The 17,733-nt window shown below is 47.5% G+C and carries 15 protein-coding genes; 14 read left to right on the top strand and 1 reads right to left on the bottom strand.

Annotated features, from left to right (window positions below):
• The first annotated feature begins 239 nt into the window (after positions 1–239).
• From J2S25_RS10380 to pyrG, 9 genes are all read left to right on the top strand, one after another.
• Positions 240–1,436 (top strand): acetyl-CoA C-acetyltransferase, encoded by a 1,197-nt coding sequence (locus J2S25_RS10380; protein ID WP_307191825.1) that lies wholly within the window; start codon positions 240–242, stop codon positions 1,434–1,436.
• A gap of 11 nt (positions 1,437–1,447) precedes the next feature.
• Positions 1,448–2,299, top strand: a complete 852-nt coding sequence (locus J2S25_RS10375) for a 3-hydroxybutyryl-CoA dehydrogenase (RefSeq protein ID WP_307191838.1) — start codon at positions 1,448–1,450, stop codon at positions 2,297–2,299.
• Between the two features lie 62 nt (positions 2,300–2,361).
• Positions 2,362–3,492, top strand: coding sequence for an acyl-CoA dehydrogenase (locus J2S25_RS10370; RefSeq protein WP_307191824.1), 1,131 nt, complete (start codon positions 2,362–2,364; stop codon positions 3,490–3,492).
• A 142-nt stretch (positions 3,493–3,634) separates the two neighbouring features.
• On the top strand, positions 3,635–4,774 hold the full coding sequence (locus J2S25_RS10365) for an acyl-CoA dehydrogenase (RefSeq protein WP_044392762.1): 1,140 nt from the start codon (positions 3,635–3,637) through the stop codon (positions 4,772–4,774).
• A 16-nt stretch (positions 4,775–4,790) separates the two neighbouring features.
• Positions 4,791–5,444: a TetR/AcrR family transcriptional regulator gene (locus tag J2S25_RS10360; RefSeq protein ID WP_307191823.1), complete on the top strand. Its 654-nt coding sequence runs from the start codon at positions 4,791–4,793 to the stop codon at positions 5,442–5,444.
• The gene (icmF, locus tag J2S25_RS10355) at positions 5,441–8,695 is read left to right on the top strand and encodes a fused isobutyryl-CoA mutase/GTPase IcmF (protein ID WP_307191822.1); all 3,255 of its coding nucleotides are present in this window, start codon (positions 5,441–5,443) and stop codon (positions 8,693–8,695) included. Before J2S25_RS10360 ends, icmF begins: the two co-directional genes overlap by 4 nt.
• Before the next feature lie 188 nt (positions 8,696–8,883).
• The gene (locus J2S25_RS10350) at positions 8,884–9,090 is read left to right on the top strand and encodes a hypothetical protein (RefSeq protein ID WP_044392756.1); all 207 of its coding nucleotides are present in this window, start codon (positions 8,884–8,886) and stop codon (positions 9,088–9,090) included.
• Between the two features lie 118 nt (positions 9,091–9,208).
• Positions 9,209–9,778, top strand: coding sequence for a DNA-directed RNA polymerase subunit delta (rpoE, locus tag J2S25_RS10345; RefSeq protein WP_044392754.1), 570 nt, complete (start codon positions 9,209–9,211; stop codon positions 9,776–9,778).
• A gap of 275 nt (positions 9,779–10,053) precedes the next feature.
• Positions 10,054–11,655 carry a CTP synthase gene (gene pyrG, locus J2S25_RS10340; RefSeq protein ID WP_044392752.1) on the top strand — a complete coding sequence of 534 codons (1,602 nt, stop codon included), beginning with the start codon at positions 10,054–10,056 and terminating at the stop codon, positions 11,653–11,655.
• A gap of 426 nt (positions 11,656–12,081) precedes the next feature.
• Here pyrG and J2S25_RS10335 read toward each other — a convergent pair whose 3' ends face one another.
• On the bottom strand, positions 12,082–12,597 hold the full coding sequence (locus tag J2S25_RS10335; protein WP_044392750.1) for a DUF2529 domain-containing protein: 516 nt from the start codon (positions 12,595–12,597) through the stop codon (positions 12,082–12,084).
• Positions 12,598–12,797: 200 nt separating this feature from the next.
• On the opposite strand from J2S25_RS10335, the gene J2S25_RS10330 reads away from it, so the two are divergent.
• The 5 genes from J2S25_RS10330 to glpX all read left to right on the top strand — a co-directional run bounded on the left by J2S25_RS10330 (position 12,798) and on the right by glpX (position 17,648).
• Positions 12,798–13,172 (top strand): response regulator, encoded by a 375-nt coding sequence (locus J2S25_RS10330; RefSeq protein WP_044392748.1) that lies wholly within the window; start codon positions 12,798–12,800, stop codon positions 13,170–13,172.
• Positions 13,173–13,400: 228 nt separating this feature from the next.
• Positions 13,401–14,258, top strand: a complete 858-nt coding sequence (locus tag J2S25_RS10325) for a class II fructose-bisphosphate aldolase (protein WP_044392746.1) — start codon at positions 13,401–13,403, stop codon at positions 14,256–14,258.
• Between the two features lie 142 nt (positions 14,259–14,400).
• Positions 14,401–15,048: a fructose-6-phosphate aldolase gene (fsa, locus tag J2S25_RS10320; RefSeq protein WP_307191821.1), complete on the top strand. Its 648-nt coding sequence runs from the start codon at positions 14,401–14,403 to the stop codon at positions 15,046–15,048.
• A gap of 165 nt (positions 15,049–15,213) precedes the next feature.
• On the top strand, positions 15,214–16,500 hold the full coding sequence (gene murA / locus J2S25_RS10315; protein WP_044392743.1) for a UDP-N-acetylglucosamine 1-carboxyvinyltransferase: 1,287 nt from the start codon (positions 15,214–15,216) through the stop codon (positions 16,498–16,500).
• 182 nt (positions 16,501–16,682) lie between these two features.
• Positions 16,683–17,648: a class II fructose-bisphosphatase gene (gene glpX, locus J2S25_RS10310; protein WP_044392742.1), complete on the top strand. Its 966-nt coding sequence runs from the start codon at positions 16,683–16,685 to the stop codon at positions 17,646–17,648.
• Positions 17,649–17,733: the final 85 nt, after the last annotated feature.

Raw genomic sequence — 17,733 nt, 5'->3', positions numbered from 1 at the left:
AATAGTAGAAATTGGCACCGAGTAAAAATTCATGTAAATGCCAGAATTTTTAGCAAAGTGTTTCAATTTCTGCTATTTTTGCAGTAAAATAAAAGAGATAATAAAGCGCTTACACGATACAGCAAGAAGTCGCTTTTTACTTGCTTCATGAATTGGCAATTTGGACCGAGCGAGCGTTCAGTCACTCACTGCAGCTGGAGGTTTTCAGTAATAACAATGATGAAAAGGGAGAGATGGAGATGGGAAGAACAGTTATTTTGGCCGGGGCAAGAACACCGTTTGGCAAGCTTGGCGGGGCTTTAAGCAGTTTTACAGCCAGTCAGTTAGGGGGAATTGTTGTTAAGGAGGCGTTGGCACGTGCTGAGTTGAAACCAGAGGAAGTCGGGGAAGTCATTCTAGGGACTGTGCTACAAGGAGGCCAGGGGCAGCTTCCGTCCCGTCAGGCAGCAAGAGAAGCAGGCATTCCATGGGAAGTGAAGACGGAAACCGTTAATAAAGTATGTGCATCTGGAATGCGAAGCCTGACACTTGGCGATCAGATCATCCGCGCCGGAGACGAGGAAGTGATCGTGGCCGGAGGGATGGAGTCAATGAGCAACGCACCGTATATCTTGCCGAAAGCTCGGTGGGGTTTGCGGATGGGAGACGGCCAAGTGAAAGACTTGATGATCCATGATGGCCTAACATGCAGCTTCCAAGGAGTCCATATGGGGACATATGGAAATGAGGTCGCGAAGGAATACGAAATCAGCCGCGAAGAGCAGGATCATTGGTCTTACCGCAGCCATCAAAGGGCAATTGCAGCAATAGAATCAGGCAAGCTTGCCGCGGAAATTGTCCCGGTTCAGGTACCCCAGCGGAAGGGGGACCCGATTGTTTTGGAGCATGATGAAGCACCGCGAAAGGACACTTCAGTTGAAAAGCTGGCAAAATTGGCGCCGGTATTCAATTCGGACGGCACGATAACCGCTGGAAACGCCCCAGGTGTCAATGACGGTGCGGCGGCCCTCGTGCTGATGAGTGAAGAACGCGCGCAGCGGGAAGGCAGGACTCCTCAGGCAGTGGTTTTGGCTCATGCTGCCGTTGCGATGGAAGCAAAGGATTTTCCGAAAACGCCAGGATTTGTCATTAACGATTTATTGAAAAAGACCGGAAAATCCCTTGAAGAGATTGATCTTTTTGAAATCAACGAAGCCTTTGCAGCGGTTGCATTAACAAGCAGCCGAATTGCGAACCTCGATCCGGAAAAAGTCAATGTCAACGGCGGTGCGGTTGCTTTTGGACATCCGATCGGAGCAAGCGGGGCGCGCATCATCCTAACCTTGATGCACGAACTGATGCGCCGCGGCGGCGGGGTCGGCATTGCGGCGATCTGTTCAGGCGGCGGCCAGGGGGATGCCGTAATGATCGAGGTTCCTAAACAATCAGCCAAGTAGGAGGAGAAATGATGGGAGTTAAAACAATTATGGTCATCGGGGCAGGCCAAATGGGCGCAGGGATTGCCCAGGTGTGCGCGCAGGCCGGATATGAAGTTTTTTTAAATGACCTGAAGCCGGAGTTTGTGGAACGCGGACTTTCCGGCATCAAGAAGAACTTAAACCGCAACGTTGAAAAAGGCAGGATGACAGCTGCGCAGATGGAGGCAGCTGTTAGCAGGATTGCAGCCTCAACCGATCTTCAAGATGCCGGTAAGGCGGATCTGGTCATCGAAGCTGCTGTCGAAAACATGGACATCAAGGCGAAGATTTTTGCTCAACTTGATGAAATTGCACCGGAACATGCCATCCTTGCTTCCAATACATCTTCCCTGCCGATTACGGAGATTGCCGCAGCAACAAAGCGTCCGGAAAAAGTGATCGGGATGCACTTCATGAACCCGGTGCCTGTTATGAAGCTAGTCGAAATTATTCGCGGCCTGGCGACAGCAGAGGAAGTGTATCAGACAATCGAGGAAATCACGAAAACATTGGATAAGGTTCCGGTGGAAGTGAACGATTTCCCTGGATTTGTTTCCAACCGTATCCTGATGCCGATGATCAACGAAGCTATTTACACTTTATATGAAGGCGTTGCAGAAAAGGAAGCGATCGACGAGGTTATGAAGCTCGGCATGAACCATCCAATGGGGCCGCTAACGCTTGCAGACTTCATCGGCCTTGACACCTGTCTCTACATCATGGAAACACTGCATGAAGGCTTTGGGGATGACAAATACCGTCCATGCCCATTGTTAAGGAAATATGTAAAGGCTGGCTGGCTCGGCAAAAAATCTGGCCGCGGGTTCTACACATACGAGTAACGAATTCAGCGACATATGCGTCCATACATACTTCCCTGTCTGGACGTTTGGAGGTTAATACGATGAACCTGAGATATACAGAAGAACAGGTGATGATGCGCAAAATGGTCCGTGATTTTGCCGAGACAGAGATTGCACCGTTCGTTGAAAAAATGGAGGAGGGCGAGTTTCCAAGCGAAATTGTAAAAAAAATGGGCAGGCTCGGCCTAATGGGAATTCCGGTGCCTGAAAAATATGGCGGTTCAGAGATGGACTTTATCTCCTATATCATTGCCATCCATGAAATTTCCAAGGTCAGCGCCACGGTTGGCGTCATCCTTTCCGTTCATACATCGGTCGGAACCAATCCAATCCTGTACTTCGGGTCGGAAGAGCAAAAGAAACAGTATGTACCTAAACTTGCTTCAGGGGAATTCCTCGGTGCATTCTGCCTGACAGAACCAAATGCCGGATCAGACGCGGGCAACTTGAAAACCCGCGCGGTCAAGAAGGATGGCCATTATGTATTGAACGGATCGAAGGTATTCATTACCAATGGCGGCGTAGCAGATATTTATATTGTTTTCGCATCGACGAATCCTGAAGCAGGGCCGAGTGGCATCTCAGCATTTATCGTGGAAAAAGACACACCCGGATTCATCGTTGGCAAGGAAGAACACAAAATGGGCCTGTACGGCTCCCGAACAGTCCAGCTGACCTTCGAGGACATGAAGGTGCCGCAGGAAAATCTGCTCGGTCTCGAGGGCGAAGGATTTACAATCGCGATGAGCAATCTGGACGCCGGCAGGATTGGCATCGCCGCACAGGCTCTAGGGATTGCCGAAGCAGCATTCGAAGCAGCGACGAATTATGCGAAGGAAAGAAACCAGTTCGGCAGGCCAATTGCCGCCCAGCAAGGCATCGGCTTCAAGCTGGCAGACATGGCCACATCTGTCGAAGCTGCAAAACTATTAGTCTATCGTGCGGCCCAATTGCGCTCCGAAGGGAAAAAATGCCGCCTGGAAGCGTCCATGGCCAAGCTCTTCACCTCAAGAACAGCCGTCGAAGTCACAACCGAAGCCATCCAAGTACTCGGCGGCTACGGCTACACAAAAGATTATCCAGTCGAACGCTATTTCCGCGACGCCAAAGTCACCGAAATATACGAGGGCACGAGTGAAATTCAGAAAATGGTAATTAGTAAGCTTATCTAACAGGTATTTTGACAGGTTTGGCGTGGGGAGCAGGGAAGTTGTCAAGAAAAGCCTGTAATTTAGACAGGTTTGGCGTGAGAAGCAGGGAAGTTGTCAAGAAATCCTCATTAAAATAGAAAAACCAGTAACGGAGGAAACAATAATGAATTTTCGATTATCGGAAGAACATGAAATGATCAGGAAAATGGTCCGGGATTTTGCGAGAAATGAAGTGGCTCCGACGGCTGCTGAGCGCGATGAGGAGGAACGTTTTGACCGCGAGATCTTTGATAAAATGGCGGAACTGGGACTAACTGGTATTCCTTGGCCGGAAGAATACGGCGGCATCGGCAGTGATTACCTGGCATACTGCATTGCGGTGGAAGAACTATCCCGTGTTTGTGCATCGACTGGGGTCATGCTGTCAGCGCATACTTCCCTTGCCGGCTGGCCGATCTTCAAGTATGGAAACGAAGAGCAGAAACAAAAATATTTGCGTCCGCTTGCTGAAGGGAAAAGCATCGGCGCATACTGCCTGACTGAGCCAGGCAGCGGATCTGATGCAGGTGCAATGAGAACAACAGCGAAGGAAGATGGAGATCATTATCTACTGAATGGCTCGAAAATTTTCACTACAAACGGCGGCGAAGCGGAAATTTACGTGGTGTTTGCGCTGACTGATCCGTCCAGCAAGCATAAAGGAACAACTGCGTTCATCGTCGAAAGCAGCTTTCCCGGATTTTCGGTCGGCAAGAAGGAAAAGAAGATGGGCATCCGGTCCTCTCCAACTACAGAAATCATTTTTGAAGACTGCCGGGTTCCAAAGGAAAACATTCTAGGTGAAGTAGGTGAAGGCTTCAAAATCGCGATGAAGACGCTTGATGGCGGCCGGAACGGGATCGCCGCCCAGGCAGTTGGTATTGCCCAAGGGGCGCTTGATGCGGCAGTTGATTATGCGAGGGAACGCCAACAATTCGGCAAGCCGATCGCTGCAAACCAGGGAATTAGTTTCAAGCTTGCGGATATGGCGACATCGATTGAGGCGGCAAGACTATTAACCTACCAGGCTGCTTGGCTTGAGTCTGAAGGTCTTCCATACGGCAAGGAATCGGCAATGTCCAAACTATTTGCCGGCGACACTGCGATGAAAGTGACAACCGAAGCCGTTCAGGTTTTCGGCGGCTACGGCTATACAAAGGACTATCCAGTGGAACGCTTCATGCGCGATGCGAAAATCACGCAAATATATGAAGGAACACAGGAAATCCAGCGTCTTGTTATTTCAAGAATGCTGACAAAATAACAGGGCGGGACAGAAGATGAAAAAGCGAGAAGTGCAGGCGTCGGTAAAAGATGAGCGACTTGTGAAAAAAAGGCGCGACCAAATGATCAAAGGGGCCGTAACCCTTTTTAAGCAGAAGGGCTTCCACCGCACGACGACTAGAGAGATTGCCCGGGCTTCAGGCTTTAGCATCGGAACCCTTTACGAATACATCCGTACGAAGGAAGATGTGCTATACCTAGTCTGCGACAGCATCTATGACGAAGTTTCTGACCGTCTTCAGGAAAATCTCGACACGAAAAAGGGAACACTCGAGAGCCTGAAGGTCGGCATCGCTAATTACTTCAAAGTCATGGATGATTTGCAGGACGAAGTGCTCGTCATGTACCAGGAGGTAAAATCGCTGACAAAGGATGCCCTTCCCTATGTGTTGGAAAAAGAAATCGAGATGGTGGAGATGTTTGAGAATGTGATCGAGCGCTGCGTCGAAAATGGTGAGCTTGATCTCGAAGAAAAACAGATCAAACTCATCGCTCATACTATTTTTGTCCAAGGGCAGATGTGGGGATTCCGCCGCTGGGCACTGCAAAAATTGTATACGCTCGACGAGTATACCCAACTGCAGACAGATTTGCTTTTTAAGGGGATCAAGGGATCGGAAATGAAACTAGGAACAGGGGGAAGAAAATGAGTTACACGCCAACGAATCATATTCGCTTTGTGACAGCTTCAAGTTTGTTTGACGGTCATGATGCCTCGATCAACATTATGCGTAGAATCATCCAGTCAATGGGGGGCGAGGTTATTCACCTTGGTCATAATCGCTCTGTCGAGGAGGTTGTCAATGCGGCGATCCAGGAGGATGTTCAAGGAATTGCGATTTCTTCCTATCAGGGCGGGCATGTTGAATATTTTACCTATATGTATGATCTCCTGAAGGAAAAGGGTGCTTCGCACATTCGAATTTACGGCGGTGGCGGCGGTGTTATCATTCCTCGGGAAATAAAAGCGCTCCAAGAATACGGGATTGCCCGTATCTTCTCGCCGGAGGATGGCAGGAAATATGGCCTTAACGGCATGATTGAGCAAATGATCAAGGAGTGTGATTTCCCGACAGTGACAACCGAAGGGGTAGAGGAAATCGAAAAACTGACAAACGGAGATCCGAATGCTGTTGCCAAGCTAATCACGCTTGCCGAGCAGCACGTTGGTTCGGAAAAAGAAACGGCCGCTGCCGTGGAAAGCTTGATGAAAAAAGTGAAGATGCTGACAAAACCCGTTCCGGTTGTCGGAATCACGGGTACAGGCGGTTCGGGGAAAAGCTCCTTGACGGACGAGTTGATCAGACGCTTTCTCAATGAGATTCCCGAAAAGCGGGTAGCAATTTTATCCGTCGATCCTACGAAGCTAAAAACAGGCGGAGCCCTTTTAGGTGACCGGATTCGCATGAACGCGATTTTTTCTCCGCGCGTTTATATGCGCAGCCTGGCGACGAGACACTCAAAGTCAGAATTATCGCTTGCGATCAAGGATGCCATTGAGGTCGTAAAAGCAGCAGGCTTTGACCTCGTGATCGTCGAAACGAGCGGTATTGGTCAGGGTGATGCAGGGATTACCGAAGTATGTGATGTTTCGATGTATGTGATGACAAGCGAATTCGGTGCACCGTCACAGCTGGAGAAGATTGACATGATTGACTATGCCGACTTGATTGTCATCAATAAGTTTGAACGAAAAGGCTCAGAGGACGCAAAGCGCCAAGTGCAAAAACAATTTCAGCGCAGCCATCTGTTATGGGACAAAGAGTTAGAGGAAATGCCGGTGTACGGCACGATTGCCAGCCAGTTCAATGATCCAGGCACGAACGCATTGTTTGCTGCTCTGGTTGATAAAATCAATGAAAAAGCGGGTACAGACTGGTCCACCTCACTCTCTACCAATGCAGTCGTCGAAAAACAAAATATCATCATTCCGAATGACCGCCGGTACTACCTCCGTGAAATCTCGGAAACGGTTCGCGGCTACCATAAACAAGCAGCTGAGCAGGCAAGCCTTGCCCGCAGACTGTTCCAAATCGACGGGGCAATCGAAGCGGCAAAAGAAAAAGATGCAAACGGGGAAGTTCTTTCTTTTCTGCAAAAGATGAAACAAGAAATAGAAAGCAAATTGACAACGGAAACGAGAAACATTCTAGAAAACTGGAAGTCTCTAAAGGAAAAGTACAGCGGAGAGAAGTTCGTGACGAAAATCCGCGACAAAGAAATCGTCACGGAGCTCAGGACAAAGAGCTTGTCAGGCTTAAGCATCCCGAAAATAGCATTGCCAAAATACAAGGATTACGGCGAAATTCTTCGCTGGGTATACCTTGAGAACGTACCTGGCAGCTTCCCATACACTGCAGGCGTTTTTCCATTTAAGCGTGAAGGGGAGGATCCGAAACGCCAGTTTGCAGGTGAGGGAACACCGGAACGGACGAACCGTCGTTTCCATTATCTGTCTAAGGACGACAATGCGAAGCGATTGAGCACAGCTTTTGACTCGGTCACTCTTTACGGTGAAGACCCTGATTACCGTCCAGATATTTACGGCAAGGTCGGCGAGAGTGGTGTTAGCGTCTGTACCCTTGATGACATGAAAAAATTGTATGCAGGATTTGACCTTTGCCATCCATCCACATCCGTATCGATGACCATCAATGGACCGGCACCGATCATTCTGGCAATGTTTATGAACACAGCGATTGATCAACAGGTTGCAAGGAAAGAACAGGAGCTTGGCTGCAAGCTGAATGAGGAAGAGTTTGCCAATGTCAGGAAAATAACACTGCAAACTGTCCGCGGTACCGTCCAGGCAGATATATTAAAAGAAGATCAAGGACAGAATACTTGTATCTTCTCCACCGAATTCGCACTGCGAATGATGGGCGATATCCAGCAATATTTTATTGACGAAAAGGTTCGAAATTATTATTCTGTATCCATTTCCGGCTACCATATTGCTGAAGCCGGTGCCAATCCGATTTCCCAGCTGGCGTTCACACTCTCAAACGGCTTCACGTATGTGGAGTACTATTTAAGCAGAGGGATGAAGATCGATGATTTTGCACCAAACTTGAGCTTCTTCTTTTCAAACGGTCTTGACCCGGAATATTCAGTAATTGGCAGAGTTGCCCGCCGCATTTGGGCGATAGTCATGAAGAACAAGTACGGGGCAAATGAGCGAAGCCAGAAGCTGAAGTATCATATCCAGACATCGGGACGTTCGCTTCACGCACAAGAAATTGACTTCAATGATATTCGCACGACGCTCCAGGCTTTGATGGCATTGCATGATAACTGCAACTCGCTTCACACAAATGCGTATGACGAAGCAATCACCACGCCCACAGAAGAATCTGTGCGCCGCGCAATGGCCATTCAGATGATCATCACGAAGGAGCACGGTTTAACAAAGAACGAAAACCCGCTGCAGGGCGCATTCATCATTGAAGAGCTGACTGATTTAGTAGAAGAAGCCGTTCTTCAGGAATTTGAACGAATCAATGACCGGGGCGGCGTGCTTGGTGCGATGGAAACCCAGTATCAGCGCGGCAAAATCCAGGATGAATCTATGTACTATGAAATGAAAAAGCATTCAGGGGAGCTGCCGATTATCGGGGTGAACACGTACTTAAATCCAAATCCCCCATCAGAGGAAGAGATCGACAAAATGGAGCTTGCCCGTGCGACAAAAGAAGAAAAAGAAACACAAATCCGCAATCTCCAAGCATTCAAAAACAAGAGTCAAGACCAGTCCGAAGCAGCGCTCGAGCGGCTGAAGGAAACAGCGGTAAGCGGCGGCAATATTTTTGCAGAACTGATGGAAACCGTCCAATTCGCAAGTCTTGGACAGATCACAAGGGCGCTGTACGAAGTAGGCGGCCAGTTCCGCAGAAATATGTAAATTTTCCCTCAAAAAAAATCGCAAATGAAGGAATGGGATGGCTTAGGGCAACTAGGAGCCATCCTGTATTTCATGCTCTAGGAAACATTCCTGGCGTTTTCATAAAATTTCCCGTCCTTTTTGGCAGAAAATCTTATATAATCTAGTTAGCTGCTTATACATATGACGTAGTTCAGGATGTGAATATTGTGAAATCGGTTTTGTTTACGGCAGGGGCAGTGGTGGCTGCTGCTACCATATATTATCTTTACCAGCGTGAGCTTGGCGCCATTCCATTTTACATTTTAGCCATCGTCTTTTTTTTACTGGCATTGAGCCAATGGAACAGTAGAAGGAAGGCTGGCAAAGGGGAAGAAGAAATCGAAAGCGAAAAAAGCCGGGGGAATGGCAGATAAAACTGGCATAAAGGTGTAATATTTGTTTATAATGTAGAATATGCATTCTGGGATATTTTCCTTATTTTCGGACGGATGGCCGGGTAAAGGCCTGGAATAGAGAAAGGAAGTGCGAAAATTGAGTTTAAGCCAATACTCAAAAGAAGAGCTTCAAGAAATGTCAATGATTGAAGTTGGATTTGAAATTTTAAAAGAAAAGAAGCAAGCAATCACATTTCAGGAGCTGATGGCTGAAGTTAAGAAGCTCCTTAAATTGGACAAGGCCGATGTTGCTGAAAAAACGGTTCAATTTTATACAGATATAAATATAGATGGACGTTTCATGTCCCAAAGCGAAGGGCGTTGGGGTCTTCGCGTCTGGTACCCAGTCGACCAGATGGAAGAAGACAATGTTACCACAGTCAAGCCGAAAAAGAAGAAGGCAAAGAAGGTTGTCGCTGAAGAGGATCTAGATCTTGAGGAATTCGATGAAATCGATGAGGAAGACCTCGACTATGATGCGATCGACGAATTCGATGACGAGGACGACGATGATGATGATGTGCTCGAGGATGACGAGGAAGACTTTGATGATGATCTAGAGGATTCCGACGATTTCGAAGACGATGAAAAGCTGCTTGAAGATGAAGACGCAGACCTCCCGCTCGAAGAAGAAGATCTCGAGGATGAAGACGAAGAAGAACGATAATTAACAGCTTGACTTTTCTATTTACCGAATGTAGAATACTTTTTGGGCTCCTTAAAAGGAGAGTAAGTAAAACAGCCACAAAACGCTCCCATCCTGTATGCGGGGCGTTTTTTTATTTTTTTTAGAGAGTAGGGAGGTCAGCGAGGCGTTCGTCGAGGCTGACCGATACTGGCTTTATCCTTGCTATCCGCTTGCCGAAACAGAAAGCTGGCGATCTAAAAATAAATCAATGAAACAGGTGCAGATTGCACAAACTGTTGATGGGGGGATTACCAATGTCAAAGTATATTTTTGTGACGGGCGGAGTAGTTTCGTCCTTAGGGAAAGGAATCACGGCAGCATCCCTTGGAAGATTGCTGAAAAACAGGGGTTTGAACGTAACAATCCAGAAGTTTGATCCATATATTAACGTGGACCCCGGAACAATGAGTCCGTACCAGCACGGAGAAGTATTCGTAACCGACGATGGCGCAGAGACTGACCTCGACCTCGGCCATTATGAGCGCTTCATCGATATCAACCTGAACAAATACTCTAACGTGACAACCGGGAAAATTTACTCAACGGTGTTGAAAAAAGAGCGCCGCGGTGATTACCTCGGAGGAACGGTACAGGTGATTCCGCATATTACCAATGAAATCAAGGAAAAGGTGTTCCGTGCTGGCAAAGAGACAGGCGCAGATGTTGTCATTACGGAAATCGGCGGTACAGTTGGGGACATCGAGTCGCTGCCGTTTCTGGAAGCAATCCGCCAGATTAAGAATGATGCCGGTCGTGACAATGTGATGTACATCCACTGTACGCTCGTTCCTTACATTAAGGCTGCCGGTGAAATGAAAACGAAGCCGACCCAGCACAGCGTAAAAGAATTGCGCAGCCTGGGAATCCAGCCAAATATTATCGTTCTTCGCACCGAAATGCCGATCTCCCAGGAGATGAAGGACAAGATCGCTCTGTTCGGAGATATCGCTAAGGAAGCGGTTATTGAGGCGGCAGATGCGGAAACACTTTATTCCATCCCTTTGGCCCTGCAGGAGCAGAAGATGGATCAGCTTGTATGCGATCACTTCAAACTGGAATGCAATGATGCAGACATGACCGAGTGGCGTGCATTGGTCGAAAAAGTAACGCATCTTACTGGCAAGACAAGAATTGCCCTTGTCGGCAAATATGTGGAACTGCAGGATGCCTATATTTCTGTCGTGGAATCTTTGAAGCACGCAGGCTATGCATTTGACAGTGATATTGAAATCAAGTGGATAAACGCAGAGGAAGTAACAACTGAAAATGTCGTTGAATTGCTGGATGACGTCAATGGCATTCTTGTTCCAGGCGGATTCGGCGATCGCGGAATCGAAGGAAAAATTCTTGCGACTCAGTATGCGCGTGAGAACAAAGTGCCTTTCTTCGGAATTTGCCTTGGCATGCAGCTGGCATCTGTTGAGTTTGCACGTCATGTTCTTGGACTGAAGGATGCTCACTCAGCGGAAATCATGCCAAACACACCTTATCCAATCATCGACCTTCTTCCAGAGCAGAAGGATATTGAAGATCTTGGCGGAACACTTCGCCTCGGGCTATATCCTTGTAAACTTGTCGAAGACTCAAAAGCCTTCGCTGCTTACGGTGATGACCTAATATATGAACGCCATCGCCATCGTTACGAGTTCAACAACGAATACCGTCAGGCAATGGAAAAGCAAGGCTTTATCTTCTCTGGGACAAGCCCAGATGGCCGTTTGGTTGAAATCATCGAACTGAAGGACCACCCTTGGTTCTTGGCATCGCAGTTCCATCCTGAATTCACATCAAGACCAACTCGACCACAGCCATTATTCAGAGACTTTATTGAAGCATCTATTAAAACGAAAAAATAACCGTAAAAAAAAGCCGGAGCATATCGAGGCCACTGAAAAAGTCCTTAAAGGTTGGCCTTGTTAAAATGGACCGGTTGATCTCCACTCCAGGTCGCGGGGCGTGCGGTGAGCCTCCTAAGCGCCTGGATCCCGCAGGAGTCTACGCACACCTTCCGTTCCAATCAACCTAGTGCTACTAGACCTATGTGGTAGACAAACTATAAGCCGTTCAAATCCTTTACTTTTTTAAGGATTCGGGCGGCTTTTATTTTATAATAGAATCAATCTAGTCGAATTGGGTGGTTTCAATGATGTCTATGCAACAAACAATCAAACTAAGTCCTTACAGAAAAAGAACCGGTTCTTTTCGTTTGGATTTTCTAGAAAATCTTAAATATCGGCAGATTTTCAGTGGCCTCAGCATATCTCTGGCTTTTTTTTACGCGGTTAATACTCTGCCAATATTTCTTCGATCGTGAATTTCAGGCCAAAATAGAGGAACAATCCGGCAATAGAAGTGGGATAGCCAACTCTGTTGCCGAGTTCATCGGGCAGCAGTCCTTTGGTGATTCGCAAGTCTATATGGACATCTGCGAGCGTATTCAATCCCTTCCCTTCAGTCCGAACAGTAGAAACTGCCACGAATGGGATCGCTTTTTCCTGTAAAATGGCTGCGATTTCGACTGCTTCTTCGTCATCAGCATAGCGGCTGACGATCAGCACGCGGTCGGCGTCATCCACTTCTATCTCATCCGATAAGATGCATGCGGACGCAAGTGGTTCTTCGCCGTAAATGGCCTCGAGTTCAACAGCCTTCATTTCCCTTGTTCCATAAATCCAGATTCTGCCTTCCCCAGCAGCCGCCTGTGCGAGCAACCTTGCTCCATCCTCAAGTGCAAATGCTTCTTTTTCCAGCAGCCGCTGAAAGTAGCCGCCAAGTTGTGTTGAAAACATTTTTAACATTCCTGTACCTCCGTTCTTTGCCTATACTAATGTAAAGTACTACAATCGCAAGAAAAAAGCATCTGTTGAAAAATATCTTTAAAAATATGGCAGGAATTTCTTGTATTATCACGAACTGTATAAATGGGGATATATCAACCGTTTCCTCGATCATACATGTATAAAATTACTACATAATTTATTAGGGGGAAAGAGGCGGCATGAAAGAAAACATACTAATAGTCGACGACCAGTTCGGCATCAGGATTCTACTGAATGAAGTGCTGCAAAAAGAAGGATATCAAACGTACCAGGCTGCAAACGGCGTTCAGGCACTGGAGCTAGTTAAGAATCATCCACCTGATCTTGTGCTTCTGGACATGAAAATTCCGGGTATGGATGGAATTGAAATTTTAAAAAGAATGAAAGTAATCGACCCAGAAATACGAGTGATCATTATGACCGCCTATGGCGAGCTGGACATGATCAAGGAAGCGATGAGCCTTGGAGCATTGACTCATTTCGCCAAGCCATTCGATATCGATGACATCCGCGCGGCGGTAAAAAAATACTTGCAAGTAGTTTCAAAAGACTGAGACCCATTGGCAGCGTTTGCATTATATCATTTTTATGACACTTGCAAAAACAAGGCTTGAACAATGGCAATTCTGATTTTCTTTTGGTATGATACATATGAATTCCACAGGATCATTTCGTTTTGATGAATGCCATCTCGGGTACATAATCAAAAGCGGGTAGGGAAACCCTTTAATAGAGTAGCATAATCAAAAAAAACGATTGATCATAACGAAGGAGGAAAAGATATGCCATTAGTTCCAATGACTGAAATGCTGAAAAAAGCCAATGCAGAGGGCTACGCTGTTGGGCAATTTAACTTAAATAACCTTGAATTCACTCAAGCGATCCTTCAAGCGGCAGAAGCCGAGAAATCACCAGTAATCCTTGGTGTTTCTGAAGGTGCAGCGCGCTACATGGGCGGATTTAAAACGGTAGTTAAAATGGTAGAAGGTTTGATGGAGGACTATCAAATTACAGTTCCTGTTGCTATTCACCTCGACCACGGTTCGAGTTTCGACAAATGCAAAGAGGCAATTGATGCTGGCTTTACATCTGTTATGATCGATGCTTCCCATAGTTCATTCGAAGAGAATATTGAAATCACTTCAAAAGTGGTAGAATACGCTCATTCAAAAGGTGTTTCAGTGGAAGCGGAACTTGGAACGGTCGGCGGCCAGGAAGATGATGTCGTTGCGGACGGCGTTACCTATGCGGACGTTCAAGAGTGCAAAACACTTGTGGAGCGCACAGGCATCGACTGCCTTGCACCGGCACTTGGCTCCGTACACGGACCATACAAGGGTGAACCTAAGCTAGGTTTTAAAGAAATGGAAGAAATCAACAAAATTGCAGGCGTGCCATTAGTATTGCACGGAGGAACTGGTATTCCGACAAAAGACATCCAGAAATCCGTCTCTTTAGGAACTGCGAAAATCAATGTAAACACAGAAAATCAAATTGCTTCAGCTAAAGCAGTGCGTCAAGTACTGGCAGAAAAGCCGAACGAATACGATCCACGTAAATATCTTGGACCAGCTCGCGACGCAATTAAGGAAACGGTAATCGGCAAAATGCGCGAATTCGGTTCTTCCAACAAGGCGTAAAAGCACGGAAAGTTTATTAGAATGAAACCGCCTTACCTAAGGCGGTTTTTATCCATTATAGAATAATTCGAATTTCGCTCCGCTTGAAGGGGTTGGCTAAGTTTTTTGTTTTGAAAATTATCTCGACTGGAGGCGTTTACAAATGAAGTTTTTTATCGATACTGCTAATATGGATGAAATCCGCGAGGCCTATGCACTTGGAATAGTATCAGGGGTGACAACGAACCCGTCCCTTGTCGCCAAAGAAAAGAATGTGAAGTTTGAAGACCGCCTGAAGGAAATCACTCAGCTTGTTTCTGGTTCTGTTAGTGCCGAAGTCATTGCGCTTGATGCAGAAGGAATGATCAAAGAAGGAAGAGAATTAGCTGGGATCGCGCCAAACATCACCGTCAAAGTTCCGATGACTCCAGAAGGGCTCAAGGCTGTTTCCGTATTTTCAAAAGAAGGAATTAAGACAAATGTAACCCTCGTCTTCAGTGCGAACCAGGCATTGCTGGCAGCTAGAGCGGGAGCTACATACGTATCGCCTTTCCTTGGTCGCCTTGATGACATCGGCCATAATGGACTCGACTTGGTTTCGACGATTGCCGAGATTTTCACGATCCACGGAATCGATACGGAAATCATCGCTGCATCAATCCGCCACCCGCAGCATGTAACAGACGCAGCACTGCGAGGCGCGCACATCGCCACCGTTCCATACAAAGTCATTCAGCAAATGTTCAGTCACCCGCTGACCGACAAAGGAATCGAAGCATTTTTGAAAGACTGGGAATCTCGCGGTCTGTAATAGGCATTTTAGAATGGGGTTTGGGAATTTCATACTCTTGTTGTAAAAAATATACCTCATAGATTTCACGCAATTCAATTTACGTAGAGCCAAAATCGGTCTTAGCTGTAACCTTGTTTGCATCTCCAGCTCGACCTTACATCACGGCTTAGAAGGGAGTCACAAATGGAAAAGCTTAAGATTGCAGGCGGCTATCCTTTAAAAGGGACTGTTCGAGTCAGCGGTGCGAAAAACAGCGCAGTAGCCTTAATTCCCGCAACCATTTTAGCAGAATCGCCTGTGACCATTGAAGGTTTGCCGGATATTTCCGATGTTCATATGCTCAAGGACTTGATGGAGGAAATTGGTGGTTCTGTTGAATACTCAAACAATGAAATGACGGTTGATCCGTCTTCCATGATTTCCATGCCTTTGCCGAATGGAAAAGTGAAAAAGCTGCGAGCTTCGTACTATTTGATGGGAGCAATGCTTGGACGTTTCAAAAAGGCTGTCATTGGACTGCCTGGCGGATGCCATTTGGGCCCGAGACCGATTGACCAGCACATAAAAGGATTTGAAGCGCTCGGTGCGAGCGTGACAAATGAACAGGGAGCCATCTATCTTCGGGCAGATGAGCTTCGCGGTGCGAGAATCTATTTGGACGTCGTAAGCGTCGGGGCAACCATCAATATTATGCTTGCTGCCGTAAGAGCGAAGGGGCGCACGATCATTGAAAATGCCGCAAAAGAACCGGAAATCATTGACGTAGCAACCTTGCTCACCAATATGGGAGCGAAAATCAAAGGCGCCGGTACCGACGTCATCCGCATTGACGGTGTCGACGAGCTTCACGGCTGCCGCCACACGATTATCCCGGACCGGATCGAGGCGGGAACATACTTAATCCTTGGCGCAGCGATTGGGCAAGGTGTCACGATTGACAACGTCATTCCACAGCATATTGAGTCCCTTGTGGCCAAGCTGAAGGAAATGGGTGTGAAGATAGAGGTAAGCGATGAACAAATCTATGTTGCCCCGGCGGACAGGTACAAAGCAATTGACATTAAAACGCTCGTCTATCCCGGATTTCCGACCGACCTGCAACAGCCGTTCACAGCCTTGCTGACAAAAGCAGAAGGATCAAGCGTCGTAACCGATACGATCTATGGCGCACGCTTCAAGCATATCGATGAATTAAGAAGAATGAATGCCAATATTAAGGTAGAAGGCAGATCTGCGATCATCAGCGGACCAATCAAGCTTCAGGGAGCCAAGGTCAGGGCAAGCGACCTCCGAGCTGGAGCGGCGCTTGTGATTGCCGGACTTATCGCTGAAGGTGTTACAGAAGTGACGGGAGTAGAACACATCGATCGCGGCTACAGCCACATCGTTGAAAAGCTAAACGGAATTGGCGCGACAATCTGGCGGGAAGATTTAACTTCGGAAGAGCAAGAAGAAGTGAAAAAATCATAAAAAGTATAGTACAATGGAGTGGTACTATACGAATAGTGGTGCTAATGTGGAGCCAAACTGCAAAATAGTATAACCTATTTTGTCATCGAGCCACTTGATTCCCAAGGTTTTTGGGAAGGAAGTTGGCAGGGGGATACGGCTGCGGTGGGCATTAGCCCCGTTCATGATTAGGGGATGATCATATGGAACGTAGCTTAACGATGGAACTTGTCCGCGTGACGGAGGCGGCGGCACTTGCATCCGCCCGCTGGATGGGCCGCGGAAAAAAAGACGAGGCGGACGATGCAGCAACGTCGGCAATGAGAGATGTGTTTGATACCATCCCGATGAAAGGTACCGTCGTGATCGGAGAGGGAGAGATGGATGAAGCGCCGATGCTGTATATCGGTGAAAAGCTTGGGACAGGCTTTGGCCCGCGGTTAGACGTAGCGGTAGACCCATTGGAAGGAACGAATATCGTAGCGTCTGGCGGCTGGAATGCACTTGCTGTTCTCGCCGTAGCGGATCATGGAAACCTGCTGCATGCTCCTGACATGTACATGGATAAGCTGGCGGTGGGACCTGAAGCGGTCGGAATGGTCGATATCAATGCTTCTGTGCTTGATAATCTAAAGGCAGTGGCGAAAGCGAAGAACAAGGATATTGAGGATGTTGTCGCAACGGTATTGTATCGCCCGCGCCATGAGCAGATCATTGCCGAGCTTCGCGATGCTGGAGCTAGGATTAAGCTCATCAACGACGGAGATGTAGCTGGCGCTATCAACACGGCGTTTGATTTTACCGGTGTAGATATTTTGTTTGGATCTGGCGGAGCACCAGAAGGAGTCATCGCAGCGGTAGCGTTGAAAAGCCTCGGCGGTGAGATCCAGGGGAAACTGCTGCCGCAAAACGACGCAGAGCTGGAGCGATGCAAAAGTATGGGCATTGATGTTAACCGGATCCTGCTTATGGATGATTTTGTCCGCGGCGACGATGCGATCTTTGCGGCCACAGGCGTAACAGACGGTGAGCTCCTCAAAGGAGTTCAGTTCAAAGGCTCCTATGGCTCCACCCACTCCATCGTCATGCGCGCTAAATCCGGTACAGTCCGGTTCATCGAAGGCCAGCACAGCCTGAAGAAAAAGCCGCACTTAGTCATGAAATCATAAAGGATTTTCAAACAGCAGGGAAGGCGGCTCCCTCCGGATCTTTGGACCCCGATTTGTGGGTGGAACTGCCTTTGTGCTCCCTTTT

Origin of the sequence: Mesobacillus stamsii, from assembly GCF_030814065.1 — a bacterium.
In the GTDB taxonomy this organism is placed as follows: Bacteria; Bacillota; Bacilli; order Bacillales; family Cytobacillaceae; genus Mesobacillus; species Mesobacillus stamsii.
Note: the sequence above shows the minus strand (reverse complement) of the source record. Positions and strands in the feature narration are given on the sequence as shown.